The organism is Candidatus Koribacter versatilis Ellin345, assembly GCF_000014005.1.
GTDB classification, from domain to species: domain Bacteria; phylum Acidobacteriota; class Terriglobia; order Terriglobales; family Acidobacteriaceae; genus Korobacter; species Korobacter versatilis_A.
Genome location: NC_008009.1, coordinates 3708472 through 3733314 on the forward strand (window position 1 = coordinate 3708472; position 24843 = coordinate 3733314).

Genomic DNA, 24843 nt, shown 5'->3' on the forward strand with positions numbered 1-24843 from the left:
GGGTGAGGGAGAGGGCACGATCTTCGGATCGTGCCCTTTGTGTTTCTACGGAGCAGGGGTGCAGCCCGGCAGTAGATTGCTGGGTGAGAGCGTCGTCAGCGTGGTTTCGTCTGGGAAGCTGTACGCGCCGAGTCGTGCGGGTGAGGGCGACTCGAAGGCGAACCACGGGAAGAGAGCTTCGTTCTGCAGATGGTAGGTGCGGTTGTTGAGGCCGACCGAGTAGGTCACGTTGTTCGACAAGACCTCGATGACGTCGCCGGTTTCGAGATTGTCCTGGCAGAGGCCGAAGCCGGTATTGGGATCGAGCGAAAGCCACCACGGCGTCCAGTTATTGACGAACGGATCGTTGAAGGTTTCGGAGATCTCGTGGCTCATCGCGGTGATGTCCTGGAAGCCGCCGTTGAACAGCCCAGGTGAGATCCAGCTTGAGTAATCCATCACGTAGAGGCGCGGTAAATTGCCGTTGCTCGGGACTCCAGGCTCGAAATCGTATTCGTGGAAGCCGAGCACGCAGCAGGAACCGGTGCTGAGGTCAATCAAGTACACGTTATTGAACAGGAACGAAGTGAGGTCGCGGGTGCGCATGTCGCCCGCGAGTTCGGCGGCGCCGATCACGGTAGTGTTATCCACCGGGAATGTGGGAGGAAAGAGCGCTGCGGTGAAAGTGTTGTTGTCAACCAGCAGGAACTCGCAGCAGGTGCCGTCAGCGTTGAGCGCATAGAGCACATCGGACTCAGGAATGGACATGGTGCGGGTGCGCTTCAAGCGGGGAGACATCAGCGTGTGCCAGCCGCTCTCAGATTCCCAACCGTGGCCGTGATGGAGGCGGTCCCAGAATTCGGCGCGCTGCATCTGGTCGTTGAACTGTCCGAAGCCGGAGGTGTAGGGGAATGGCTCAAACAGCGGCGATCCGAAGACAGCGTTGACGATGTCAGGAGTGACCTTTTGAATGAGAGGCGCGCCGGTATCAGGATCGTGTACGACGTTGCCGCTCGCATCCACGACCTGCAACGTTACGGGAATAATGGGAGCGTTGATGACGGTGGTGCGATGCGATTCAGGCGCGTTGCCGACCATCGCATACGGCCAAACGGACTGCGGATTACCGGCGTTGTCGAAGCCGGGCTCGGTAAAGGAGTCGGTCCAGTTCTCGAGCGTGTCCACGCCGCTGACGCCGGAGTTCGCGCGTACTGCGCCGTTCTTCTTCAGAACAGCATTCTTCCCGGCCTGCAGGCCGCTCTTGGGTGCGAACTTCTTCAGGTAATCCTTGGAAACCTTGCGGGTGTGCAGATCAACCTGGTTCGCTGCGAAGGCTGGTGCGGTGAGCAGCGAGCCGAGTGTAAGGGCTAACAACGCGGAGGAAACTTTAAGCAAGGCCAGCTTAGACATTCATTCTCCTTTGCTGGTGGAAGCTGCAATGTGAGCCTGGAAAGTTTTCGAGCGGGGAAACAACCTTCAAAGTTGCCGGGAAGCAACCCTGATAAGTGCAAGGAAAGTACCACAGAGTGGGAACGGACGAGAAGAAATCGACGCGATAAGGCGACGAATTTACAAAGTCAAAAAGGCCGAACGGTTAGCGAGTGCCGAGACCGATGACCATGGACATATCCTTGGGATAGACGACATCCTGTCCACGAGTGATGAAGTGGTCGTAAACCGAGAAGCCAGCGCCATAGAAGCCGAAACTCGAACTCACAGCCCTCGAATGGACCACCGCGCTCATTACGGCACCCACGAGCCGGAACCCGGAGGCTCCGTTGGCAGCTGCCGCGCCGGTACCGCCCCCGTCGGCCGAGGCCTTACCGGCATCGCGATCGCCGAAAGCCGAGGTCGCTAGAGCGACCTGGAACGCCGTGACGAAGTAGCGGGTGCGTGGCGTCGTGACTTGCGCTCCGCCCTCGGCATCGAGCGCGAGATTTTCGCCACGGGAGACTTCGACACCTTCGAGGTTGGACTCGATCTTCTGCTCCAATCCGCTGGGCAGTTCGACCTCATGGAACAGAATGCGAAGCTGTCCGTTGCGTTTGAGACTGCGCGCTTTGTGCGCTTCAAGCACAGAGCCAGTCAGCCGCGAACCAACCGGAAGCAACAGTTGATTCGAAACTACCAGGGGCTCCGTGAGTACTGCTTCCACCGGATCGCCTTTTTTCGCGGTCGCCGAAGTGAGCGGAGTTGTGAGACGCGCGTGTACCACCCCTCCGGATGCAGGCATGGATGCTATGCCGGCCAGTTTCTCGGCGCTGACCTGTTCGGAACCAAACGAGAGAGGCTGGTTGAGATCGGCATCGAAGGCAGTACCAGCATCGAGATACTGGTGGTGCAGCGGTGATTGCGCTTCGGCGAGACGCTCGAGTTTGTGCACCTTGCCGGGCTCGTGCAGTTGCTGCATCGCCGTGTTCCACTCGCGCTTGGCCTCGGCTTCTGCCTCCGCGATGTTGCGCGACAGTGGGTTCTTATGCGCCTGCTCTTTTTCCGCGGGCGTACGCGCGCTAGCGCTCACGAATTGCAGAACGCCGGCAGAGGCAAGAGAGACCGTGGTATCGATGGGAAGTTGGCGTCCGTCGGCCAGAACGATTTGGTTGAACGTGATGTGCACCTGGTGGGTTGGTGTGAAGTTAGCGTCGAGAGCAGCGAGTGTCCGCGTCTTCTTCGGCACGCTCTCAATCTGGGAGACGACGCCGATGGCCTCTGCGCCGCGCGGAATGACAATCTGATCGAATGCGTAGATCGGCTCGACGACCTTTCCGTGAATCGCCTGCCCAACCTTCTGGACCTTCACTTCGTGGTCGAGAGCGATCTTGATCGGTGTGCCAATGGGAACGGTGAGTTCAATACTTGACGTTTCTGCAACCGGCACTGGTACAGCAGCGACCGGCGGCATCTCAGGACGTATGGACAACGTTTGTGCCGGCAGAAATGCCGCGCACAGACCGAACGACCCAACTGCAAAGAGAAAACGCTTCATGGAGAACCCGCCTGCGCCTTGCAACCCACGAACAAGGCATGGCCCACAACTAAGGCCGAGGATGTTGCATTGACGGCTATTCTACCTGAGCGATAGCAGCACTAAGATGACAGTTCCGTCAGAGGATGCCTTCAGCAGCGCTCATACTTCCAGTTACGCGCCTTCCCTTCCGGCAGCCATTCGAGCATTTGTTGCACGCGGCGATTGCGAGTCTCCTCGGTTTTCGCCTCGGTGATCCACTCTACGTATTCCTTTTTATGGCTGTTGGAGAAGCCGTCCCACGTGGCTTGCGCCTTTTTGTTCTTCTTGATTGCCGCAGTGATGAACGGCGGGACGACGACGTCCTTCTTTTCTTTTGACGGCTTTGGCCGCTCCACCGAAATGCCTTCGTCGTCGAGGCGCTTGGCTTCTTTCAGGTAGCCCAAAAGTGTTTTCTTGGGCGGGAGATCGTTGAGCGAACGAAGTTTGCCGAAGCCACCCATGCCGTCTTTTTCTTTTGGCCCGGGAAGGAACAGCGAGCCCTTCCAGAAGTTCAGCGCGCAATGCTCTTTGAACGACGCCATCCCGGCATACATGCCTTTGTAGGTGAAAGCCGGCATGCTCCACTTGATGGTCTCTTCGACCTCGGGGCAAGCCTCGTGCACGAGTTCGCGAATGTAACGAAGGATCGGCTGGGCGAAGTCGGCAGACTTCTCGATGTAGGCGTCAACGCGTTTGTCTCTGGTTCCCATGGCGCAGGTATTTTCGAGCATGGTCAGTTCCACGCGCAATCGGAATTTCGAAAACACGAGACCGCGTGTGTCGGGTATTCTTGCTAGCTGCTTTTGTTCGCCCGAAGCAGAGTAGTTTGGGACATTCTCATCCGCGGAGTTCAGCCGATGCGCCGCATCTGTTCTTTCGTTCTCGCTCTCGTAATCTGTTCGATCTTCTCCGGCATACTGTTCGCGCAAACCCCAGCCCCGAAGCCGGTTACGAAGGCCAAAGCTGACCTCAGCAAGCCGTCGGTCTACGTAGTCGGTTACGCGCACCTCGATACCGAGTGGCGATGGGAGTATCCGCTGGTGATTCGCGAATATCTCTCGAAGACAATGCGCAATAACTTCGCGCTCTTCGAGAAATATCCGGACTACATCTTCAATTTCAGTGGCGCAAACCGTTATCGGCTGATGAAGGAGTATTACCCCGAGGATTACAAGCGCCTGCAACACTACGTCGCGGCGGGAAGGTGGTTCCCTGCCGGCTCTTCCATGGAAGAAAGCGATGTGAACTCGCCGTCTGCGGAGTCCATCTTCCGGCAGGTGCTCTACGGAAACGAATTCTTTCGACGCGATTTCGGAAAAGCGAGTTCGGAATACATGCTGCCGGATTGCTTCGGCTTTCCTGCTTCGTTGCCCAGCATCCTTGCGCACGCCGGCGTGAAGGGTTTCTCCACGCAGAAGCTGACGTGGGGATCGTCGGCCGATGCCGGCGGATGGGATTCGCCCGAGCGCACGCCGATGGGTACGCCGTTCAACGTTGGCCTGTGGGAAGGACCCGACGGCAAGAGCGTGATCGCCGCTTTTAATCCAGGAAGCTACGCCGCTGATCTCTCCACTGACCTAACGAAACCTCTACCTGAAGGCACACGCTCGACGCGCGGCAAGACCGAAGAAGCGCATCAACTCTGGCTGTTTCAGGATGACTGGGCGCGGCGCGTGGCGCGCAATGGCGAAGTCACCGGACTCTTTACCGACTACCACTACTTCGGCACCGGCGACATTGGCGGCAGTGCGACGGAGCGCTCGGTGCAACTGCTCGAAGCCATGCTCCACAAAAGGCCGTTCGCGCTTCCCGCCTACACCGGCCAGGAACAGTGGACAACGTTCGGTAAAGAAGCGCTGGTTGGCGACGGCCCGGTGCGCGTGATTTCTGCAACCGCCGACCAGATGTTCCTCGACATCGGCAATAACACCGCGAAGCTGCCACGCTATAAGGGCGAACTCGAACTCACCAACCACTCCGCGGGATCGCTCACCTCTGAGGCTTACCAGAAGCGCTGGAACCGCAAGAACGAACTGCTCGCTGATGCGGCGGAGAAGGCTTCCGTCGCGGCGGCGTGGCTGGGTGGGCGCGTGTATCCGCAGAAGCGCCTGAACGATGCCTGGACACTGGTGATGGGAGGCCAGTTCCACGACATCATGGCCGGCACCGCAACGCCGCAGTCGTACAACTATTCATGGAACGATGATGTGATCGCGATGAACCAGTTCGCCGGCGTGATGCAGGATGCCGTCGGCACCGTCGCGGCGGCGATGGATACACGCGGTGATGGCATACCAATCGTTGTGTATAACCCGCTGAATGTGTCACGCGAGGATCTTGTGGAAGCAACAACTCTGCTTGGCGATGGCGACGCCCGCGTGATTGGCCCGGATGGAAACGAAGTGCCTTCGCAGCGCGACGGAAACAAAGTAGTGTTCGCAGCAAAGGTCCCGTCTGTGGGCTTCGCTGTTTATCACGTGCAGAGCGGCGGAAATTCGCTTTCAGAATTGAAAGTCACGGAGTCCTCGCTTGAGAACGCGCGCTATCGCGTGCAGATCGATGCGAATGGCGATGTCAGCAGCATCTTCGACAAGAAGCTCAATCGCGAACTGCTCTCGGCTCCGGCGCGACTTGCGTTCCTGACGGAGAATCCCGCGCAGTGGCCGGCGTGGAATATGGATTACGAAGATCAAATGCGGCCGCCGCGAGCATATGTCTCTGGTCCGGCAAAAGTGCGGATCGCAGAACGTGGACCGGCGCGAGTGGCGCTGGAGATCGAGCGCGAGGCCGAAGGTTCGAAGTTCGTGCAGACGATTCGGCTTTCCGCAGGCGATGCCGGCAATCGCGTGGAGTTCACCAACGAGATCGATTGGCAAACCAAGGAATCGGCGCTGAAAGCTGTCTTCCCGCTGGCGTTCAGCAATGAGAACGCAACGTACAACTGGGACGTCGGGACGATCGAGCGTCCGACGAACACGCCGAAGAAGTTCGAAGTACCGTCGCATCAGTGGTTCGATCTCACCGACAGGAGCGGCAACGGTGGCGTGACGATCCTCTCCGATTGCAAGTACGGGTCCGACAAGCCTGACGATCACACGCTGCGCTTGACTCTCATCTATTCGCCCGGGCTCGGCGGCAAGCAGAGCGACTACGCGGACCAGACGACGCAGGATTTTGGCCACCACCAGATCGTCTATGGGCTCTCGGCACATGACGGAGACTGGCGGAAGGCGCGCACCGACTGGCAAGGCTATCGGCTGAATCAGCCGCTGATTGCGTTCGTCGTGCCGCAGCATGAAGGCGCGCTGGGGAAGCAATTCTCGCTGGTCTCAGTGGACAACCCGTCCATCCGCGTTTTGGCTTTGAAGAAGGCCGAGAACTCCGGGGACATCGTGGTGCGGTTGGTTGAAACCGATGGCCGCGACACGAAGAACGTGCACACGAAATTTGCTTCTGCGATCTCCTCCGCGAGAGAACTCAACGGCCAGGAGCAACCGCTGGGTGCCGTGAGTGTCAGCAATGGTTCCCTGGAGACTTCCTTCACGCCGTACCAGCTACACACGATTGCGGTGAAACTCGCGCCTTCAACTGCGCACGTTGCGCCCGCGAAATGGCAAGCGGTCGCGCTGAATTACGACACCTCGGTCGCGAGCTTCGAGGGCAAGCCCGCCGAAGGCTGCATGGATTGCTCGTGGAACGAGCCTGCCGCAGATGGCCAGGGGCACGCGTATCCAGCCGAGATGTTGCCGGCGTCGATCGCGTTCCAGGGCGTGGAATTCCGCATCGCGCCGAGTGGCAAGAATGATGCAGTCATCGCGCGTGGACAAGCCATCTCCCTGCCTGTGGGCGATTTCACGCGCGCCTACGTGCTCGCATCGGCAATCGGCGACCAAAGCGCCAAGTTCAGAGGCGTCATGCAAGCTTTCAAGATTCCTGACTGGACTGGCTTCGTCGGCCAATGGGACAACCGCAAGTGGAACATTCGCAAAGAAACCGTTCCGGCGAAAGGCAACGATCCGGAGTACGTGCGCACCGTGATGGACTTCACCGGCAAAATTACGCCGGGCTTTATCAAGCGCGCCGATATCGCGTGGTACGCATCGCATCGCCACGATACGAATGGCAGCAACGAACCCTATTCGTATTCGTACCTGTTCGCGATCCCTATTGACTTCCCACCAGGCACAGAAACACTCACTCTGCCCAACAACGACAAAGTCCGAATACTCGCTATCACCGTGACCAGCGACCATGCGGCCGCGCGACCGGTGCAGCCGCTCTACGACACGCTTGAACACTAGACGTCGCGGTTTTGGTCGTTGCGATATTCGGCGGGGATGTCGTCCTCGGGGAGTTCGTGCGTGGTCACCTCGGCCTCATCCGCGGGCTCCGCGTCTTCCGCGCCGAGCACAGCTTCGGCCTCGAAGGCGTTCGATTCTTCGAGAAGCTCTTCGACGCTTTCGTCGTTAGCGTCGGTCAAATCGGAGATGTCCTGCTGATCACCGGACTGGCCGGCGGAGTTGGGCCCGAGTTCGCGCTTGGATGGCATGATTTTTCTCCCGTGCATAAGATGCGGTCTTCACCGCGCGGGTTACGAAATTAACCAGGAATTCGGGACATAGGTCGTCTGCTACCATCGTCTGCGATACTTCGCAATTTCCTATGGATTCTCTGAACTACAACCATCTTCACTATTTTTGGACGGTAGCTCGACTGGGTAGCATCAGCCGCGCAGCTACGGAACTCGATGTCTCGCAGCCGACGATCAGCGAGCAGCTTCGAAAGCTGGAAGAGACCCTCGGGACGGAACTCTTTTTGCGCGTCGGACGCGGGCTACGGCTGACCGAGGCCGGAGAGCGCACCTTCCAGTACGCCGAGAGAATATTCGCCCTCGGACAAGAAATGCGGGCGGCGCTGAAGGGCGAATCACCGGCAAAGGCAGTTCGTCTGGCGATCGGCATCACGCACGCTGTCCCCGAAATCGTCGCGCATCAGATCATTGCGACGGCGCTGAAGTCGAAGCACCAATTGCATCTGATCTGTGTGAGAGACCATCCGGAGATGCTGTATGCGAAGCTCGCCACGCAACAGCTCGACGTTGTGCTGTCTGATAGTGCCGTTCTACCAAACGTGAGCGTTCGTGCTTACCATCACTTCGTACAGCAATCGGGAACGTCGTTCTTTGGAACACGCGCAGCGCGGCCGAAGAGCAGGAACTTCCCTGCAAATCTCGATGCTTTACCGTTCCTCATGCCCGGCGCCGGCAACAACCTGCACCGTTGTTTGCAGAGCTGGTTTTCGGAGAAGAAGTTGCGGCCACAAATTGTCGGGGAGTTTTCCGACACTGCTCTGCTTAGTCTTTTCGGGCAACAGGGTGTTGGCTGCTTTGCGGCGCCCTCCATTGCGGAGCGCGAGATTCGCGAACGCTATAAAGTTGAGGTGCTCGGGCGCACCCGCGAGATCACGACGCAGTACTACGCCGTCACGACGGAGAAAAAGTCGAAGCATTCGGGAATTTTATCGATTCTTAGCCCTGCGGGGCGTCGCGAAGAAAGATAGAGTAGTCACGGCAGGATTCGAGCACCAGGGTCCTATATGAACGATATTGCGAGGTTGTTCCAGGCTTTCGTTGCGCCCTCGATCTTCGTCTCTGCGACGGCGCTCCTGATGCTCTCCGTCAATGTCAGACTGATGGGGATCGTCAGTCGTCTGCGGCAGTACGTGCATGCCCGCCACGAGGCGGCGAAGGCCGGCCGGTCACTGGAAGCAGAGGCTTATACAGCGCAAATCGAGTCCATAGAGCGGCGCGCCGAATTGATCCGCCGCTGCTTTCTGTCGGCTCTCATTTCGTTGTGCTGCTCCATCACCTCGTGCCTGCTCTTGGGCCTCGGGCTCTATCGTCAGCGGGCAGCGATTGCCGCGGTGATCGTCTTCATTGCGGCGCTCTTCTGTCTGCTCGCCGCGGGCGTGTATTACATGCGCGAGGTGATGGTCTCTCTGAGTTCCGTCCGCGAAGAGTCGCGCGACATCCGCTTTATGGACATCCAAGTGATTTCGCGCACCCCCGGCGATCCCCGATAAAAAAGCCCTCGCGACGCGAGGGCTTCAGGATTTCCCGCAGACTGTTAGTCGGCGGAGGCTGCCTTGTGCGATGACATGTCTTTGCCGCGCATGACCTCGAAGGCACGAACCGGCGGCTTTGCATACTCGCGGACCGGCGCATACATGTATTGCGGAACGATCTGCTTCATCTTGGCGCGGACCGCATCTTCCCGCTCCGTCTGTATCAGCCCTTCCAATTCATCGATCATATGGGCAAGTTTCTCGGTCGCAATCATCTGGCCACGCGTCTTCTGCACCTTCGGAACGTCGGTGGGCTCGACAGACTCGTGGGCATAGAACAGTTCTTCGTAGAGCTTCTCGCCCGGACGCAGACCGGTGAAGACGATTTCTACGTCTTCCTCAGACTTGCCGGAGAGGCGAATCAGCGCCTTCGCCATGTCCACGATTCGGATCGCCTCGCCCATATCCAGCACCAGGATGTCGCCATGGCTACCCACGGTGAAGCCTTGAAGCACCAGGGCAACCGCCTCGGGAATGGTCATGAAGAAGCGCGTGATGTCTTTGTGCGTCACCGTGATTCGGCGGTGGCGCGTAATCTGCTGCTGGAAGAGCGGAATGACACTGCCCTGGGATCCCAGCACGTTGCCGAAGCGCACCGACACGCAATCCATGCCTGTGGTTGGCCACGACCCGAGGAGAAGTTCACCGACACGCTTGGTGCAGCCCATCAGGCTGCTCGGATTGACGGCCTTGTCGGAGGAGATCAGCAGGAACCGCTTGCAACCGGCTTTATCGGCGATCCGCATTAAATCTCGCAGGGCGACAACGTTGTTCTGGATCGCTTCCCGCGGATTGTCTTCCATCAGCGGAACGTGCTTGTATGCCGCGGCATGGAATACGTAGTCAACCCGGTAGCGCTGGAAGAGATGACGCATTCGCGGAGCGTCGCCGACGTCGGCTACGAAAAACGCCGCCGCATGCGGGTTCGGGAAATCCAGCAACTCCTGTTGCAGGTTGAACAAACCGGTCTCGTTCTGGTCAACGCAAATCAGCAGAGACGGCCCGTAGCCCTGGATCTGGCGGCATAGTTCGGAACCGATGGATCCGGCAGCGCCCGTTACCATCACCACCGCGCCGCTCAGCACGTCGCGGACGGCTTCGAGGTCCTGCTTGACCGGCTCGCGACCGAGTAGGTCTTCGAGGTTTACCGACCGAAGTTCGGTAACGCCGACGTTGCCGGACGCAAGTTCTCCCAGGCTCGGGATAGTCTTGAACCCGACCCGGGCGTTGGAACAGATCTGGACGATCCGTCGCATTTCGGCGGCGTTCGCGCTCGGAATGGCAATCAGCACTTCAGTCGCGCCGAATTCCCGCAACACCCTCGAGAGTTCTTCCACCGTTCCGGCGATCGGCAGCCCCTGGATCTTCACTCCCTGCTTACGTGGGTCATCATCGACAAAAGCGACGGGACGGAAGCCGCTCTCGGGACGCTGTAGCTCACGGACGAGGAGTTGGCCGGCAAACCCGGCACCCACGATCACGACGCCCTTACCGGTGGATTGGGCCTCGCGCATCGCCGATTCCATCATGGCTCGCGAAGCGACCCGAACGCCGCACAGAAGCAGAAGCGATAGCGCGGCTTCGAGCAGATAAACCGAAATTGGAAAGTGGCTATTTCCGAGTAAGTACCGGATAACAATGGCAAAGACGATCGAACTGGTCGAAACCGCCTTGGCGATATCGAGGGCGTCGTTAACGCCGGTATATCTCCAGTACCCATGAAAAAGGTTGAAGCGCGCAAATGCAGCCAGCCGCAGGACGATGAGTATCGGCAGTGCCTGGAGTACGTATTCCAGGTGTGGCAGTCGGAAGTCGAATCGTAAGGCCCAGGCCGCGAATAGTGAACAGACGACGAGGACGATTTGAAATAGCCCGACAGCCCAAGCTCTTTGCTTCATGAACATTTGAATTCACCAACTTGGGATAGCAGCTTACGTCTACCGATTTCGGAGTAAATCGGAGAGTGCGATCGCCTTTAGGGGGTGAAAGGGAACCTCAGGCACTCGCGGCGCGGCCGACACTCTTTACGAACTGTCGGCATACTACCATTATTTCGCAACAGAAACCACTAATTCATTCCGTTTTAACAAGTTGGCACAATCCGGGAACAAATTTTATTGACTTTTTGTGCCATTTTGCCTTCGTTTCCTAGGTGCCTTGTAGCACTTTAGGGACGCATCGTAATCCGACCCAATGGGAGTAAGTGCTATACCCATCCTTAGGTCTTGATTCGGCAGCTCACGATTTTGCCTGCATCGCCACGTCGCGTAGAGCGGCGACCCTTTCGGCGGTCGGTTTGCGCGCAGTGCAGATGATCGAAACCCCGAATGGCAGGTTTGCGAACCGCAAAAACCAGCGTTCAAAATCAAGGATCCCCACCAGGAACGAGTTGAGCCACTTCGGCAGGATGACGTGCGAGGTGCTCGGCCGAAGCGATTTCTTGCGCAAATTCTGCACAATTCGCATGAACAGGATCGGGAAGAAGAGCGAAGAGATGAAATATGTTGAGCGCTCCACCTCGAAGCCGGCATTAATCAGTTTGTTACGAAGTTCGTGAGCCGCATAGCGCCGGCGATGATGCAAGGCCTCGTCATGCTCACTCCACAAGAAACCGTACGCCGGAACAGAAATTACGAACACGCCGTCTGGCTTCATCACCCGCCAGATCTCGGAGATCGCCTTGAGATCATCATTCACATGCTCAAGCACGTCGAGCGCGGTAACGATTTCAAAAGTCTCGTCGGCGAACTGGAGGGCTTCAGCGTCGGAAAGTACAAGATTCTGGATATTGCGCTGCCGGCTGAACCGTAGGGCTTCTTCCGAGGCGTCCGTGCCGAAAACTTCTCCGAATTCCGAGAGCATTTCGTGGTTGAGCCCAGTACCGCAGCCGACATCGAGGATGGTGGTATGCGCTGGGTCCTTTGAATGCGTACTAACGACTTCACGAATCAGCTTTCGGCGGGCGATGAACCACCAATAGAACGATTCCACGTCATACATCTGCTGATATTCGTGTTCGTACATCGCCACCTCGGGCACCACTCCGCTACTGGTGCCGGGAGGGGGACTTGAACCCCCACGGTCGGTTAAGACCTGCGGATTTTAAGTCCGCTGCGTCTGCCAGTTTCGCCATCCCGGCGCGCGATTCAGCCGTCGGAGTGTGTCGTTACAGTCTCGCATACCGAACCACTGCTGCCAATCGCGACGGAGCATTCCGAAGGTCATCTATTCGGTACTCCGTCGTACCTGTAAAATCCACTCACTCTTGCACACGCCAACGCCAATATTTCTTGAGGAAGTGGGCTCCGACGACCGCTTGTCGCGCTATACCAAACTCTTCCTTGGTTTGGGATTCCTGCTCGCGCTCTTCGGCTTGTGCTCAGGCGCCATCGCCTCCGCCGACACCTGGTGGCACCTCGCCACCGGACGCTGGATTCTCGCCAATCACGCCGTACCGCGCACCGACCCGTTCTCTTTTTCCGCTGCGGGAAAACCGTGGGTAGCGCACGAGTATCTGACTGACATCCTGCTCTACGAGCTCTACCGTTTCGGCGGATTCATCGCCATGGGCGTGGCCAACTCTCTGGTTCTGACTGCCGCGTTCGCCATCATCGCGCACGCCGCGCGCTCTTCACGATGGCTCGCGTATGCCGCCGCCCTCTTCGCAGCCTTCGCGTCGCGGCCTGCGTTTGCCATACGTCCGCAGTCGTTTTCCCTGCTCTTTGGCGCAGCGTTTATTTGGATTATCCGCGAGGGCATCGCACGCAAGCGGCCGCGCTGGTTTCTCGGTCTTCCCTGCCTGATGTTGGTTTGGGTGCAGCTTCATGCCGGATACCTGCTCGGCATCGGCGTCATCGTCATCCTCTTGATCGCCGAACTGCTCGATTTCGCCGTCAAGCGAAGCGAAGGTCATCCGCGCCAATGGCTCTTACCGTTGCTTGGCGCCGGTGCCGCGTGCATTGCGGTGGTGCCGCTCAATCCCAACGGCTTCACCATGCTCACGTTCCCCTTCTTCGTGATGCGTCTGAAGATCACCCAGGACCTCACCGAGTGGCAGCCCGCAAACCTCCACGACCCGCATCTCTATCCGTTCCTCGCGCTGGCGGCCATCACGCTGATCGCCTTGCTCACCAGCAAGTCCAAATACCGCCCCGGACAATTCTTCCTCTACTTCGGCCTGCTCGCCGCCGCATTGAAGACGGCCCGCAATATCCCGATCTTCTGTTTATTCGCAGCGCTGATGCTTGCCGATCATCTTTGGACGCCGTCGCAATGGACGCTCGCCCCGAAATATCGTGTTGCGATGGCTGGGATCGTGCTCGTCGCCGGCGGAGTGTACTGTGCCGAGGCTGCCTCGGCAGGACTCGCCTTCCAGGCATTGGCCGAGAAGAACCTCTATCCCCGCGACGCCGCCAATTTCATCGCCAGCCACCACTTACCGGCTAACTTGCTAAATGACTACAGCTATGGCGGTTACCTCATCTGGCGTCTTTATCCTGAATACCCGGTTTATGTGGACGGCCGCGCCGATCTCTATGGCGACAAGTTCCTGGATGAGTATGTGGACCTCTATTACGGACGCGCGGAGCCCAGCCCATTTCTCGATCGCAACCACATCAATACCGTTTTCCTGTCTCCAGGCTCCGCTCTAGCGACGCTTATGCGTCTGCTTTGTGTTCGTGGGCCGTGGCAAATCGTCTATGAAGATCCCCACGCCGTGATCTTTGTCCGGGAGCAAATACACTGATTCGGAGATTATGGCTAAAACGATTCAATTCGGGCGTTTACCGACATCCCACTTTCGCCCCCTGTGAAAAAAGTGGTGAAAAAGAGATACTTTTTAGGTGGAAGTGCTGTCTAAAGTAAGATAGAATGCACGTTCTGTAACCGGTTCAATACCCCGTCTGTGTGCGCGATCCGCAACGAAGAGTGAAGTTTCCAGTTTCCCCAAACGTGAATCTTTCTAAGTAGTTAGGGAATCCAACCGGTAGGGACATACTGCGGTCTTGAACCGCCAAAGATACCAAAGAATAACGATTAGCTACCCCCGAGAGATAGGACTACATACATGGCCAAGCGACGCGGAAATCCAAACTGGGGTAAGCCCGAACCCATCGGGCCCGTCACTCCAACGATTACCGAATTTGAACAAGTGGTGCGTGAGTACAAGCTGCAGCCCGACCAGTACATCCGGTCGACCCGCCTGCGTGAGTGGGCTCGCCGCAACAAGAATTCCAAGTACATCCCCGAACCACTGCTCGAGGCTTGGGGCTTCGAAATCGAATCGACGCTCTAATATCGACCTGGATCGCAGAGGGCCGCCGGTAGGCGGCCTTTCTCTTTTCTGCAAGTTGCTGTAAAGCAATGACAAAGACCGCCCGCGCAGCTCTTCCCATCCCTTACCCACCGCAGGCCTTACTCCCGCATCCAACGGTTGTCAAATTGACCCGCCGATTTCCCCGTGAGATATTGAGGAGTTTCATAGAAGTGTAACAATGCAACCGCGTGTTTCCGCGGTTTAAGGAACGCCCTTCATGGTCCGGCTCCTCCCCAAAGAAGTGAAATTTTTCGAGATGTTCGAGCAGATGTCCTCGAACCTGGTTCTCGGCGCCAGTGAGATCACCGAGTTGCTCCGCGAGTTCAAGGACACCGCTGATCACGTTAAGCGGATCAAGGAAATCGAACACGCTGGCGACGACATTACCCACGCCGTGTTCGTAAAACTGAACTCCACGTTCATTACCCCGTTTGACCGCGAAGACATCCACCTGCTCGCCTCCTCGCTCGACGACGTCCTCGACTTCATCAACGCGGCTGCCGATCGCATCATGCTCTACAAGATCACCGCGGCACCGGCAGCGGCATATGAGATCGCCAAGATCATCGTGAAGCAAGCCGAGGCCCTCGGTCGCGCCGTGAAGAACCTCGAGAAGCTCAAGGACGTCCTGCCTCACTGCGTGGAAGTGAATCGGCTGGAGAACGAAGCGGATCGCGTCTGCCGCGAAGCTATCGGCAGGCTCTTCGACACTGAGAAGGATCCGATCGCGCTGATCAAGATCAAGGAATTGCTCGAAGTGCTTGAGACTGCTACCGACAAGGCCGAGGACGCCGCTAACGTGCTCGAAACCGTCGTCTTGAAGAGCGCCTAGCCCGTGACAACGAAAGGATCACTCGCGTGAACTCGGGGATGGTTCTGCTCGCTGTCACCGTTCTGTTTGCTCTTGCATTCGACTTCCTCAACGGTTTTCACGATTCCGCCAACAGCATCGCGACCGTAGTCTCCACCCGCGTGCTGTCTCCGCGCCTCGCCGTCATCTGGGCAGCATTTTTCAACTTCGTCGCTGCATTCCTCTTCGGTACCGCCGTCGCCAAGACCATCGGCCAGGGGCTCGTCCGTCTCGACATCATGACGCAATACGTCGTGCTCGCCGCTCTCGTCGGCGCGATTGTGTGGAACCTGCTGACCTGGTGGTGGGGACTGCCAAGCTCTTCGTCACATGCTCTTATGGGCGGACTCGGAGGCGCAGCCATTGCCCGCGCCGCAATCGTTCACGGCTGGCGAACTTCCTACAACGTCATCCTGCCTAGCGGTTGGAACAAGACACTTATCTTCATCGTCGTCGCTCCCCTCATGGGATTGGTACTCGGCCTCATCATGATGGTCGCGGTCTCATGGATCTTCAAAAATCAGTCTCCAACCAGCGTGGACCGCACCTTCCGCAAGTTGCAGCTTGTTTCCGCAGCCGCGTACAGCCTCGGACATGGTGGCAACGACGCGCAGAAGACCATGGGCATCGTCGCCGGAGCACTCTACACCGCCGGCCTGATCAACGCCGACCAGTTTCACCACACCTGGGGGCCGTACCACTGGCCGATCATTCTCGCGGCCAATGCCGCTATCGCACTCGGAACGTATTTCGGCGGCTGGCGCATTGTCCACACCATGGGCGCGAAGATTACCAAGCTGAAGCCCGTCGGCGGCTTCTGCGCTGAGACTGCAGGTGCGCTCACCCTCTGGGTCACCGCGCACGCCGGAATTCCCGTCAGCACCACGCACACCATTACCGGTGCGATCGTCGGCGTCGGCACCACGCAACGCCTCTCTGCCGTCCGCTGGGGCGTTGCGGGCCGCATCGTGTGGGCATGGATCCTCACCATCCCCGCATCCGCCGCCGTCGCCATGACGACGTTCTGGATCATCCGTATGATCAACCCGAACGCGTAGCACTTGTCATTCTGAGCGAAGCACGCGAAGCGTCCGCAGTCGAAGAACCCCTATCCTCGCGAAGAACCTCGGAACTTAAGCAGAATGGCGAGCTGCCGTCGCGGAGCTCTTCCGGATCCCGGTCAAGATTGCAATCCCGAGCGGAAATACAACGAGAACCGGGATTATCAGCACCTTGAAGGTGTTCCAGAACGAGGAGATGCTGAAGAGCAGGCGCATACGCGGTGTAAGCACGAGTCCTTGCGTGAAGTAATAGTCGGCTTTCAAACGCGTGGCGTGCTTCAAAGATGAAACAGCCGCCAATCATCAATGCGGCTATTAACGAAGCAACCACATAACGCATTCCGGCTCCTCTTCAACCCACGCAAGCGATTCTCTCTTACCTTCCCGCCGCGAACCAGTCCAAAGAAAATGAAGATGTCGCCGTAACCTTTCTCCCCTCGCCGCCGTTTCCCTCAGTGAAGCAGGCCCCGGAGAGCGCATTGAGAGCTTTGGTTACTGAATCCGACGAGCGGCTGTTGATCGAGGCGGCGCAACGCGACCCGCGCCACTTCGCACAACTCTACGAAGACAATCTCGATCGCGTGTACGCCTTCATCGCCTCGCGCGTTCACGACCGCGTGGAGGCGGAAGACCTCACCTCCGAGGTTTTTCACCAGGCACTCGCCAAGCTCGACCGCTTCGAGTGGCGCGGCGTGCCCTTCGCGGCGTGGCTGTTGCGCCTGGCAGCAAACGCCATCAGCGACCGGTACTCGAAACCATCCGTGCGCTTCGAAGTGGCTGGCGAAGAAATTGATCCCAGCTTCGACGAAGGCACCGAGCGACGCGCTCTGCTCATGCAGTTGCTCGACCGTCTTCCGTCGGACCAGCAACTGGTGATCAGCCGCCGTTTTCTCGACGGCCGCAGCATCGCCGAGATCGCCGGCGAACTTGGCCGCAGCGAAGGCGCCATCAAGCAACTGCAATTTCGCGCTCTCCAAAGCCTGCGCCAACAAATGAGGAGCCAACATGTCTAGCGCCGCCCTGTACGACCAACTCGACCAAGCCGTGGAGCGCATTCTCACCGGCGACCAACTCGCCGTCGAAGAATTCGACCCGCTCGTTCGCGAACTGCTTCCCATCGCCGACGATTTGCACGTCGCGCCTCGCCCCGACTTCCGCGCGTCGTTGCGAGCCGAACTTGAACGCCCGCGCCGTAGCGAGGTGATCCCTATCGCGCCCGCCGTCCTGCCTTTCCTGTTCGCCGAGCACGCTTCGATGAGGCGCAGCCCGTTCGGCGCCTCGGCCGCACTGCACGCCGCGGCGTTTCTGCTCATCGCAACTTCGAGCCTCTGGATGGCGCAACATCCCGTCGCGAAAAAACAAACCACCGCGCTGCTCACCGATGTCGGTACCTTCACGCTGCCGCCGTCGAAGACCATCGCTGGCGGAGGTGGTGGAGGCGGAGATCGCGACAAGTTCGACGCCTCTCGCGGCGACGCACCGCGCTTCGCCCGCGAGCAGATCACGCCACCTGCCATCGTCGTGCGCAATGAAGCCCCGAAACTTGCGGTTGATCCGACCGTAGTCGGTCCGCCGGACGTAAAGCTCTCGAATCTCGGCGTAACCGGCGACCCGCTTTCGAAGATGCTGAGCGCCTCGAACGGCACCGGCGCGGGCGGCGGGATTGGCAGCGGCTACGGTGGCGGCGTCGGTTCTGGCTATGGTCCTGGCGTCGGGCCGGGCTGGGGCGGGGGGTACGGGGGAGGGGTGTATCGGGTAGGCAGCGGCGTCAGCGCACCGCGGGCGATCTACGCACCCGACCCGCAATACTCCGAAGAAGCCCGCAAAGCCAAGATGCAAGGCGTAGTGGTCCTCGCACTCGTAGTCGGCGCCGATGGCCGCACCCACGACGTCAAAATCGCCCGCACCCTGGGCATGGGCCTCGACGAGAAAGCCATCGAAGCAGTAAAGACCTGGAAGTTCGAGCCCGCCCTCAAAGACGGCCACCCCGTCTCTGTCCTGGTCAGCGTCGAAGTCAACTTCCACCTCTACTAACTGTGGGTGCCCCACCCTTTCCCGAAGGGAGGGTGGGATTCCAGAAATCTCGAACCTCAGAATCACCTCTTCTGGTGACCTATCGCACCCCGACCTGTGTCTCCCGTCACCGACTTTCTTGCGCCAATTCGTAAATCATGACCATGTGGGCCACTCCCAAGATCGACAACTTGTTCTTTGAAAACCAATTCCACGGACACGTGTCTCCGTCTTACAACACGGCAAGCCCGAAGGGCGGCTGGGGTCTTCAGCACGACGCGATAGCGTCGTGGAAGCGCTCGGAATAATCCCGAAGCCCGCTTTAGCGGGCGGCGCGGCCTCTGTTCGCGATGCGATAGCTTCGCGAAACAGAGCTAACTCCTTATTTATGAATATTTTGCCAATAACTCTTTTGTTTCGAATATTTTGGCCGGATTTGATCGCTAAAATCTTGAAAACAAAGATCACGCTATGGGGTAGGGGGTACTACTTTCGAAATACCCTTCCATGCCATCCCCAGCGGCACCGCGCACCCAATCCCGAAGCTGCAATCGATCAACCGCCACTCCCACGGGATCCCGCGCAGCGGCCCGGCCACCATCGCGAGCAACACCACCGCGGCACACGCGATCAGTCCGAACTGGATCACCCACCGATTCCGTAACGGATCTCGCCACGTTCCGACAAACAAAATTGCGAGCATCAGATGCGCGAACGCGAGCCAATCGGTGCCGTACGCGAGAAACGGATACGAATGGTTTGTCTCAGCGAGGCCTTCGTGCACGCGCCGCACCCACGGGAGCAAATGCGACTCCTCCGCAATCGTTCGCAGCAGGTACGAATCGAGCATCGACTGCAGCCACCCAACTTCGGTCTCGAGTGGAAACGCCGTTACGCCGCTGAGCACAAGACCAACGATTACGATCGCGAGGCACACGCGAATTTTTCGCAGCTCATGTTTCGCGAGGTCGACTTCGCTCATGAAACTTGCTCTGTCGAAATCGTCACCAACTCTGCATTTTGCGGCGACGGAATCGGCGGGACGAAAGTATGGTCTTCCTTCTTGCCTGTCACCTTCGACAGCACGCTCTCGAGAATCTTCGTGGTCCGATTCAATTGCCGGGTGCGAATGATGAAATCCCAAACCGCCTCGAATTTCTTCCACCCCGACGCATAGAAGAAATGCTTGGCCTGGTGCTTCAGCGTCCCGTGGTGCAGCGATGCCTTCGCAATGTTGCTCCAGGTGTAGAACTCTTCGTAGGCCCAGTCGTAACCGGTCTTCAGTTGTTCCGCCGTAAGCCTCGCCGGACGATAGACCACGTGCCGCGTGTCATAGAGGTTCCAGTCGCGCGTCGTCATGCGCCCTTCGCGCTCCATGCGCGCATGCAGCCCGGTTCCCGGATACGGTGTTTGAATGTGGAACGTCGCCGTCGTAACGCCGTGCTCGACGGCCCAATCCACGGTGCGCCGAAAGACGTCAGGCCCGTCGTCGTCCATGCCAAAGACAAAGCTGCCGTTGATCATGATGCCGAGCGAGTGCAGGCGATCGGTCACCGCCTTGTAGTCGCGGCCGAGGTTCTGCCGCTTGTTGCACTGCTTCAGGTTCGCGGGCGCGAGCGTCTCGAAGCCGACGAAGATACTGCGCAGCCCCGCTTCCGCCGCGCGTTCGATCAGGTTTCCGCGCAGGATGGAATCAACCGTCGCAGCGCCCTGGAACAAACGCCGCATTCCTTTCATGCCGTCGAAGAGCCCTTCGGCAAAACGGCGATCGCCGAGCATGTGGTCGTCAAGGAAGTACACGTGACGTCCGGGAAGCCGCGAGATCTCGGCCAGCGCCTCGTCCACTCGCTGCGTGTAAAAGGTCTTGCCGCCCTGGTAGAACGCGTCCTTGTAGCAGAAGTCGCAGTGCTGCGGGCAGCCGCGCGTCACCACGATCGAGTTCGGCACCAGATAGCAATGGCGCTTGATCAGGTCGCGTCGCGGCGACGGAGCGCGCTCCAACGTGCGCCCGCTCGTCGAGGCATAAAGTCGCTGCGGATTTCCCGCGCGGAAGTCGGTCAGGAACTGCGGGAAGATCTGTTCGCCTGGTCCGAGGAAGATCGAGTCGGCGTGTTCTGCAGCTTCGTGCGGCATGGAAGTCACATGCAATCCGCCGAGACAGACGAACGCCCCGCGCTTCCGATAGTGGTCCGCAATGCGATACGCGCGGTAAGCATTGGTGATGTACACCTGGATTACGACAAGATCCGGATTGTCTTCCAGCGTGAGAGGTTCGACATGTTCATCGGTGAGCACGACATAATCGTCAGGCGAGAGATACGCGGCAAGTTGCGCCAGCCCGAGCGGCGGAAAGAGCGAGTACTTGATCGGCCGCCAATACGGATCGGTCGCTTCCTTCAGCGCCGGCAGGATGAACTTCACGTTCAGAGGACGCTTCCCTAGCGCAACCATCGCGTGCCTCCAATTTGCAGCGCAGGAACGGACGCAATCGCAGGCACCGAGCCAAAGCGCCGCTCGCGAGCGCGGAACGCGTTGATGGCAGCGTCGAGATCGGCGGGCTGAAAGTCGGGCCACATGCACGGAGTGAAATGGAACTCCGCGTAAGCGGACTCCCACAGCAGGAAGTCGGAGAGCCGCTTTTCGCCGCCCGTGCGGATCAGGAGATCGACGTCCCCGTGCCCAGCCGAGAGCGAGGCATCGAGTGCAGCCCGCACATGCTTTGGCGATGCGCTCTCGGGAAGTCCGGCACAGGCCCGCGCAATCGCATCGCGCGACGAGTAATCCACGGCAACACGCAGTTCGAGCTTGCGGTTCGCAGCGGTGATCGACTCGACGCGTTCGATCTCGCTCAACAGGCCCTTTGGAATGCGGTCGCGCCGCCCAATGGCTTCGAGCCTCACACCGGCGCTGCGTAGGCGTTCGCACTCAATCCGCAGATACGCGCGGATGAGCCAGAAGATGCTCTGCACCTCCGCCGACGGCCGCCGCCAGTTGTCAGCCGAGAACGCGTACACCGTCAGTCGACGGACGCCGAAGTCGGGCGCATGCTCCACGGTGCGCCGAACGGCCGCCACCCCCGCACGGTGGCCGGCGGCGCGTGGCAGTCCGCGTTGCGTCGCCCAGCGGCCGTTGCCGTCCATGATGATGGCGACATGAAGACCGGATTCACTTTGTACTGCAAAGTTATTTCTCATGAATGCGCTTTGCACTGTAAAGTAACCTCACAAAAAAATTTATGCCTGGCTGGGTTTCAAGTTACGGAGAAGGTTCGAGGATTTTGCTTCGTCGGTTCCCTTCGCGGCGTCGCGCACCACCTGCTCTAGCGTGGCGAGATATTCGACGTAGCGTTTGCGGCCGGAAGCGGTGATGCGGCAGACGGTTTGCGGGCGATTGCGGTCGTGGCCCTTCACGATCTCGATGATCTTGTCTTCCTCGAGCACACGCAGGTGGCGGCTGAGATTGCCGTCGGTAAGCGAGCAGAGTTCCTTGAGTTCGAGGAAGGTGAGTGGCTTGGGATGCGTAATCAGAGAAGTAAGAATGCTAAGCCGCGCGCGTTCGTGGATCACACGATCGAGTCCTTCATAGGCGAAGCGGCCTTCGCCGGATTTAGGCTTCATCGCTGCCTCCTGCGTTCGCGACATAAAGGATTGCCGCCACGATCAACTGTCCAACGCCGAACGGGACCGCCATCGCATATGGCGAGAACGCCCGCACGTCTGCGAGCGAGAGACAGACGAGGCCGCACAGCAGGTACCATGCAGCCGCGAAGATGATTTTGCGGGGCAGGAAGCGGCACGACGCAAAGATGCCGAGGCTGAACATCACCTGCCACAACCCGGGAAGCATCCAGACGGCGTTTGGCACGCAGGTGACGAGAACGGTGGTGACCAGAGCTCCGGCGCCGACCGAAGGAATGAACTGTTCGACGGCCTGGTTGATCATCTCGTCGGAAAGACTGGAATGCATGCGGCGTGAGCGGGAATGCATCTGGATCCCACTGAGGGTCGCGCACACTATGGCGGTCACGATCCAGACTGCGAGGTAGCGCATGATCTGCGACGCTGGCGAGGGAACAAGGAATGCCTGCGTCGTCCCGGCGACGACTGTGCAAAGGCCGGTGATTGCCATGGTCCAGGGGCCGTAGCCGCGGAACTCGGTGCTGCGGGCCATCTGGCGGCGGATGCTGCTGATGTCGCCGAGCGCTTTGTGGAGGTCATCCATGGCGTTTACTTTGTACTGCAAAGTATCCGATGTGAGATGGGGATGTCAAGGGTTGTCGCGAAAAAATGCAGGGGCTAAAGCCGGAAAATACATCATGCGCTTTTCGGCATGGCTGAAGCCATGCCCTGATACAGAGCTATGCCCTGATACAAACTCTGATACAAAACGCGTCCCGAACCGATGCGCCGAGCCGGGATCTCAGGTCCAGCGTCGATTAGTGCAGGCGCGTGACTTCGCCGGTATCGAGCGAGTAGTAGGCCTCGATGATGGAGAGCTTGCCTTCGTCCATGGCGTGCTTCAGGATTTCGCTCTTCTTCGCAAGGCTCTGTGCAACGGAGTGCACGTGATCGCGAACAGCGAGGTCCATGGTCTCGGGCTTTTTCGCATCCACCTTGGTGCACGAGGCGGCAATAGGCTTCACGACGGCTTCGAGATTCAGAGAACCAACCTTGCCGCCACCGCACGCTGCGCTCACGGCGCCGCAGCTCTGGTGTCCCATAACCAGAATGACGGTCGAGTGAAGATGCTCAACCGAGTATTCGAGGCTACCGATCGCGAGCGGATCGGCGCTTTCGCCGGCGGTGCGCACGACGAAGAGATCACCGAGACCCTTATCGAACGCGAGTTCGGGCGCAACGCGGCTATCGGAACAACTAAGCACGGCGACACGCGGCGATTGTGTCTTGGCAAGAGCCTTGCGCTGCGCGACCAGGTCTTTCGAAGCGGGCTGCCCGCTCACGTAGCGCTGATTGCCGGCGGCGAGATCTTTCCAAACCTCGTCGGCAGAAGGGGCTTTTTGCTGCGCGAACGCAGCGAGACTGCAGGCGATTGCGGGGATGGCAAGGAAGAAGTTCAGCTTGCGGAACATCGATATCTCCTCAACAGACGTTGCGAACAGTGAAAACCGGCGGTGGGCGCGCGAGAACTCGTAGTATTGACAGTTCGCGCGCGTCCAAGCGGCGGTCTCCTTCGTCTAATAGGGGGTTGGCTCTGGCTGGTAAGATTGAAGCAATGACTCCACAATCGCCATTTTGTGATGTCGAGACCGCGCTGGCCGAAATCCGCGCTGGGCGCATGATCGTGGTCGTGGACGATGAAGACCGCGAGAATGAAGGCGATTTGACGATGGCCGCCGAGTACATCACCCCGGAGGCAATCAATTTCATGGCGAAGTATGGCCGTGGATTGATCTGCCTGGCGATGACCGAGGAGCGCTTGGATGCGCTGCGGTTACCGCTGATGTCGGCGGAGAACACTTCGAATTTCGGCACTGCGTTCACCGAGTCGATTGATGCGCGTGATGGCGTAAGCACCGGCATCTCGGCCTACGACCGTGCTCATACCATCAAAGTGGCGATTGATCCGGGGACGCGTCCGAACGATTTGGCGCGGCCGGGACATACATTCCCGCTGCGAGCGCGCAAAGGCGGCGTGTTGGTGCGCGCTGGACAGACAGAAGCCTCCGTCGATCTCGCAAGGCTTGCCGGACTGGTTCCCGCAGGCGTGATCTGCGAAATCATGAACGACGACGGCACTATGGCGCGCGTGGCGGAGCTCACCGAATTCTGCAAACAGCACGACATGAAGATGCTGACCGTCGCGGAACTGATTCGCTATCGCATGGCGAACGAGCGCTACATCCGGCGGCTCGCGGAGGCGACGGTGCCAACGCGTTACGGCGACTTCCGCATGATCGCTTACGAGTCCGACATCACGGGGGAGTCGCACGTGGCGCTGGTGAAGGGCGACGTGGAGCATGCGCCAGAACCGGTGCTGGTGCGCATGCATGCGCATTGCCTCGTCGGCGATGTTTTCGGAGCGACCCAATGCGATTGCTCGAAGACGATCGAGCGCGCGTTAGAGATGATCGCTCGCGAAGGCCGCGGGGCGTTGATTTACCTCCATCAGACTTCCAAGGGATATTCGGTCGAGAAGCTCGGCGACAAGCTGACCATCCAGTTCCACCACGACCTGCGGCTGCCCACGTTGCCGGAGCATCAGCGGAAGACGCAGCGCGAAGTGGGCATCGGGGCGCAAATCCTTTCCGATCTCGGGTTGACCCGAATCCGGTTGATTACGAATCGTCCGCGAAGAGTGGCGGGGTTGGAAGGGTTCGGGATCCACATTGTGGAGCAGGTGCCAACCGCGGAGCCGAGGCCGGCGGCAGCGAAGTAGTAGAGATGACGCCGGGATAGGGGTCCTTCGACTACGCGGGCTTCGCTCAGGATGACAAGAACGCCGCTGGATACTCATCTCCAGCGGCGTTTCTTTG

22 protein-coding genes and 1 tRNA gene are annotated in these 24843 nt (G+C 58.9%); 10 read left to right on the forward strand and 13 right to left on the reverse strand.

Features of this window, described 5'->3' with window-relative positions; all coding sequences use genetic code 11:
* Positions 1 to 45: 45 nt before the first annotated feature.
* The 3 genes from ACID345_RS16090 to ACID345_RS16100 all read right to left on the reverse strand — a co-directional run bounded on the left by ACID345_RS16090 (position 46) and on the right by ACID345_RS16100 (position 3753).
* A complete protein-coding gene (locus ACID345_RS16090; RefSeq protein WP_011523919.1) occupies positions 46 to 1389 on the reverse strand; it encodes a hypothetical protein in 1344 nt (447 codons plus the stop codon).
* A gap of 184 nt (positions 1390 to 1573) precedes the next feature.
* A complete protein-coding gene (locus tag ACID345_RS16095) occupies positions 1574 to 2965 on the reverse strand; it encodes a hypothetical protein (protein ID WP_011523920.1) in 1392 nt (463 codons plus the stop codon).
* Positions 2966 to 3096: 131 nt separating this feature from the next.
* The gene (locus ACID345_RS16100; RefSeq protein WP_228370659.1) at positions 3097 to 3753 is read right to left on the reverse strand and encodes a YdeI/OmpD-associated family protein; all 657 of its coding nucleotides are present in this window, start codon (positions 3751 to 3753) and stop codon (positions 3097 to 3099) included.
* 90 nt (positions 3754 to 3843) lie between these two features.
* Here ACID345_RS16100 and ACID345_RS16105 point away from each other — a divergent pair, with 90 nt between their 5' ends.
* Positions 3844 to 7287 carry an alpha-mannosidase gene (locus tag ACID345_RS16105; protein ID WP_011523922.1) on the forward strand — a complete coding sequence of 1148 codons (3444 nt, stop codon included), beginning with the start codon at positions 3844 to 3846 and terminating at the stop codon, positions 7285 to 7287.
* Here the strand turns inward: ACID345_RS16105 and ACID345_RS16110 are convergent.
* Complete coding sequence (locus ACID345_RS16110; RefSeq protein WP_011523923.1) at positions 7284 to 7535, reverse strand: hypothetical protein; 252 nt, start codon at positions 7533 to 7535, stop codon at positions 7284 to 7286. The genes ACID345_RS16105 and ACID345_RS16110 overlap by 4 nt on opposite strands.
* Before the next feature lie 113 nt (positions 7536 to 7648).
* Here ACID345_RS16110 and ACID345_RS16115 point away from each other — a divergent pair, with 113 nt between their 5' ends.
* The gene (locus ACID345_RS16115) at positions 7649 to 8545 is read left to right on the forward strand and encodes a LysR family transcriptional regulator (protein WP_011523924.1); all 897 of its coding nucleotides are present in this window, start codon (positions 7649 to 7651) and stop codon (positions 8543 to 8545) included.
* A gap of 36 nt (positions 8546 to 8581) precedes the next feature.
* Positions 8582 to 9067 (forward strand): DUF2721 domain-containing protein, encoded by a 486-nt coding sequence (locus ACID345_RS16120; RefSeq protein WP_011523925.1) that lies wholly within the window; start codon positions 8582 to 8584, stop codon positions 9065 to 9067.
* Positions 9068 to 9111: 44 nt separating this feature from the next.
* On the opposite strand, the gene ACID345_RS16125 is transcribed toward ACID345_RS16120, so the two are convergent.
* The 3 genes from ACID345_RS16125 to ACID345_RS16135 form a co-directional block, all read right to left on the reverse strand.
* On the reverse strand, positions 9112 to 11007 hold the full coding sequence (locus ACID345_RS16125; protein WP_187148837.1) for a nucleoside-diphosphate sugar epimerase/dehydratase: 1896 nt from the start codon (positions 11005 to 11007) through the stop codon (positions 9112 to 9114).
* Between the two features lie 340 nt (positions 11008 to 11347).
* Entirely contained in the window at positions 11348 to 12133 is a 786-nt protein-coding gene (locus ACID345_RS16130) for a class I SAM-dependent methyltransferase (protein ID WP_011523927.1), read from the reverse strand.
* Between the two features lie 26 nt (positions 12134 to 12159).
* Positions 12160 to 12248 (reverse strand) — tRNA-Leu (locus tag ACID345_RS16135).
* A 159-nt stretch (positions 12249 to 12407) separates the two neighbouring features.
* On the opposite strand from ACID345_RS16135, the gene ACID345_RS16140 reads away from it, so the two are divergent.
* The 6 genes from ACID345_RS16140 to ACID345_RS16170 all read left to right on the forward strand — a co-directional run bounded on the left by ACID345_RS16140 (position 12408) and on the right by ACID345_RS16170 (position 18371).
* Positions 12408 to 13856, forward strand: a complete 1449-nt coding sequence (locus ACID345_RS16140) for a hypothetical protein (protein WP_011523928.1) — start codon at positions 12408 to 12410, stop codon at positions 13854 to 13856.
* Between the two features lie 321 nt (positions 13857 to 14177).
* On the forward strand, positions 14178 to 14405 hold the full coding sequence (locus ACID345_RS16145; protein WP_011523929.1) for a hypothetical protein: 228 nt from the start codon (positions 14178 to 14180) through the stop codon (positions 14403 to 14405).
* A gap of 238 nt (positions 14406 to 14643) precedes the next feature.
* Positions 14644 to 15258, forward strand: a complete 615-nt coding sequence (locus ACID345_RS16150) for a DUF47 domain-containing protein (RefSeq protein WP_011523930.1) — start codon at positions 14644 to 14646, stop codon at positions 15256 to 15258.
* Positions 15259 to 15296: 38 nt separating this feature from the next.
* The gene (locus tag ACID345_RS16155; RefSeq protein ID WP_011523931.1) at positions 15297 to 16334 is read left to right on the forward strand and encodes an inorganic phosphate transporter; all 1038 of its coding nucleotides are present in this window, start codon (positions 15297 to 15299) and stop codon (positions 16332 to 16334) included.
* A 482-nt stretch (positions 16335 to 16816) separates the two neighbouring features.
* Complete coding sequence (locus ACID345_RS16165; RefSeq protein WP_011523932.1) at positions 16817 to 17350, forward strand: sigma-70 family RNA polymerase sigma factor; 534 nt, start codon at positions 16817 to 16819, stop codon at positions 17348 to 17350.
* Positions 17343 to 18371 carry an energy transducer TonB gene (locus ACID345_RS16170; RefSeq protein ID WP_011523933.1) on the forward strand — a complete coding sequence of 343 codons (1029 nt, stop codon included), beginning with the start codon at positions 17343 to 17345 and terminating at the stop codon, positions 18369 to 18371. Before ACID345_RS16165 ends, ACID345_RS16170 begins: the two co-directional genes overlap by 8 nt.
* A gap of 448 nt (positions 18372 to 18819) precedes the next feature.
* Here the strand turns inward: ACID345_RS16170 and ACID345_RS16175 are convergent, their stop codons facing one another.
* The 6 genes from ACID345_RS16175 to ACID345_RS16200 form a co-directional block, all read right to left on the reverse strand.
* On the reverse strand, positions 18820 to 19332 hold the full coding sequence (locus ACID345_RS16175; protein WP_011523934.1) for a hypothetical protein: 513 nt from the start codon (positions 19330 to 19332) through the stop codon (positions 18820 to 18822).
* Positions 19329 to 20801, reverse strand: coding sequence for a B12-binding domain-containing radical SAM protein (locus ACID345_RS16180; protein ID WP_011523935.1), 1473 nt, complete (start codon positions 20799 to 20801; stop codon positions 19329 to 19331). The genes ACID345_RS16175 and ACID345_RS16180 overlap by 4 nt, the downstream gene beginning before the upstream one ends.
* Positions 20789 to 21544 (reverse strand): di-trans,poly-cis-decaprenylcistransferase, encoded by a 756-nt coding sequence (locus tag ACID345_RS16185; RefSeq protein WP_041855784.1) that lies wholly within the window; start codon positions 21542 to 21544, stop codon positions 20789 to 20791. Before ACID345_RS16185 ends, ACID345_RS16180 begins: the two co-directional genes overlap by 13 nt.
* A 39-nt stretch (positions 21545 to 21583) precedes the next feature.
* The gene (locus tag ACID345_RS16190) at positions 21584 to 21967 is read right to left on the reverse strand and encodes a transcriptional regulator (RefSeq protein ID WP_011523937.1); all 384 of its coding nucleotides are present in this window, start codon (positions 21965 to 21967) and stop codon (positions 21584 to 21586) included.
* Positions 21957 to 22571, reverse strand: coding sequence for a hypothetical protein (locus tag ACID345_RS16195; protein ID WP_011523938.1), 615 nt, complete (start codon positions 22569 to 22571; stop codon positions 21957 to 21959). Before ACID345_RS16195 ends, ACID345_RS16190 begins: the two co-directional genes overlap by 11 nt.
* 214 nt (positions 22572 to 22785) lie before the next feature.
* A complete protein-coding gene (locus ACID345_RS16200; protein ID WP_011523939.1) occupies positions 22786 to 23439 on the reverse strand; it encodes a carbonic anhydrase in 654 nt (217 codons plus the stop codon).
* A gap of 143 nt (positions 23440 to 23582) precedes the next feature.
* Here ACID345_RS16200 and ribB point away from each other — a divergent pair, with 143 nt between their 5' ends.
* Positions 23583 to 24746 carry a 3,4-dihydroxy-2-butanone-4-phosphate synthase gene (gene ribB / locus ACID345_RS16205; protein WP_011523940.1) on the forward strand — a complete coding sequence of 388 codons (1164 nt, stop codon included), beginning with the start codon at positions 23583 to 23585 and terminating at the stop codon, positions 24744 to 24746.
* Positions 24747 to 24843: the final 97 nt, after the last annotated feature.

What these genes read in the sequence shown, in the direction of transcription:
- ACID345_RS16090 (WP_011523919.1), bottom strand. Translation starts at nt 1,389, where the DNA reads ATGTCTAAGCTGGCCTTGCTTAAAGTTTCCTCCGCGTTGTTAGCCCTT.
- ACID345_RS16125 (WP_187148837.1), bottom strand. Translation starts at nt 11,007, where the DNA reads ATGAAGCAAAGAGCTTGGGCTGTCGGGCTATTTCAAATCGTCCTCGTC.
- ACID345_RS16130 (WP_011523927.1), bottom strand. Translation starts at nt 12,133, where the DNA reads ATGTACGAACACGAATATCAGCAGATGTATGACGTGGAATCGTTCTAT.
- ACID345_RS16095 (WP_011523920.1), bottom strand. Translation starts at nt 2,965, where the DNA reads ATGAAGCGTTTTCTCTTTGCAGTTGGGTCGTTCGGTCTGTGCGCGGCA.
- ACID345_RS16150 (WP_011523930.1), top strand. Translation starts at nt 14,644, where the DNA reads ATGGTCCGGCTCCTCCCCAAAGAAGTGAAATTTTTCGAGATGTTCGAG.
- ACID345_RS16110 (WP_011523923.1), bottom strand. Translation starts at nt 7,535, where the DNA reads ATGCCATCCAAGCGCGAACTCGGGCCCAACTCCGCCGGCCAGTCCGGT.
- ACID345_RS16190 (WP_011523937.1), bottom strand. Translation starts at nt 21,967, where the DNA reads ATGAAGCCTAAATCCGGCGAAGGCCGCTTCGCCTATGAAGGACTCGAT.
- ACID345_RS16200 (WP_011523939.1), bottom strand. Translation starts at nt 23,439, where the DNA reads ATGTTCCGCAAGCTGAACTTCTTCCTTGCCATCCCCGCAATCGCCTGC.
- ACID345_RS16170 (WP_011523933.1), top strand. Translation starts at nt 17,343, where the DNA reads ATGTCTAGCGCCGCCCTGTACGACCAACTCGACCAAGCCGTGGAGCGC.
- ribB (WP_011523940.1), top strand. Translation starts at nt 23,583, where the DNA reads ATGACTCCACAATCGCCATTTTGTGATGTCGAGACCGCGCTGGCCGAA.
- ACID345_RS16105 (WP_011523922.1), top strand. Translation starts at nt 3,844, where the DNA reads ATGCGCCGCATCTGTTCTTTCGTTCTCGCTCTCGTAATCTGTTCGATC.
- ACID345_RS16155 (WP_011523931.1), top strand. Translation starts at nt 15,297, where the DNA reads ATGGTTCTGCTCGCTGTCACCGTTCTGTTTGCTCTTGCATTCGACTTC.
- ACID345_RS16115 (WP_011523924.1), top strand. Translation starts at nt 7,649, where the DNA reads ATGGATTCTCTGAACTACAACCATCTTCACTATTTTTGGACGGTAGCT.
- ACID345_RS16185 (WP_041855784.1), bottom strand. Translation starts at nt 21,544, where the DNA reads ATGAGAAATAACTTTGCAGTACAAAGTGAATCCGGTCTTCATGTCGCC.
- ACID345_RS16120 (WP_011523925.1), top strand. Translation starts at nt 8,582, where the DNA reads ATGAACGATATTGCGAGGTTGTTCCAGGCTTTCGTTGCGCCCTCGATC.
- ACID345_RS16145 (WP_011523929.1), top strand. Translation starts at nt 14,178, where the DNA reads ATGGCCAAGCGACGCGGAAATCCAAACTGGGGTAAGCCCGAACCCATC.
- ACID345_RS16195 (WP_011523938.1), bottom strand. Translation starts at nt 22,571, where the DNA reads ATGGATGACCTCCACAAAGCGCTCGGCGACATCAGCAGCATCCGCCGC.
- ACID345_RS16175 (WP_011523934.1), bottom strand. Translation starts at nt 19,332, where the DNA reads ATGAGCGAAGTCGACCTCGCGAAACATGAGCTGCGAAAAATTCGCGTG.
- ACID345_RS16180 (WP_011523935.1), bottom strand. Translation starts at nt 20,801, where the DNA reads ATGGTTGCGCTAGGGAAGCGTCCTCTGAACGTGAAGTTCATCCTGCCG.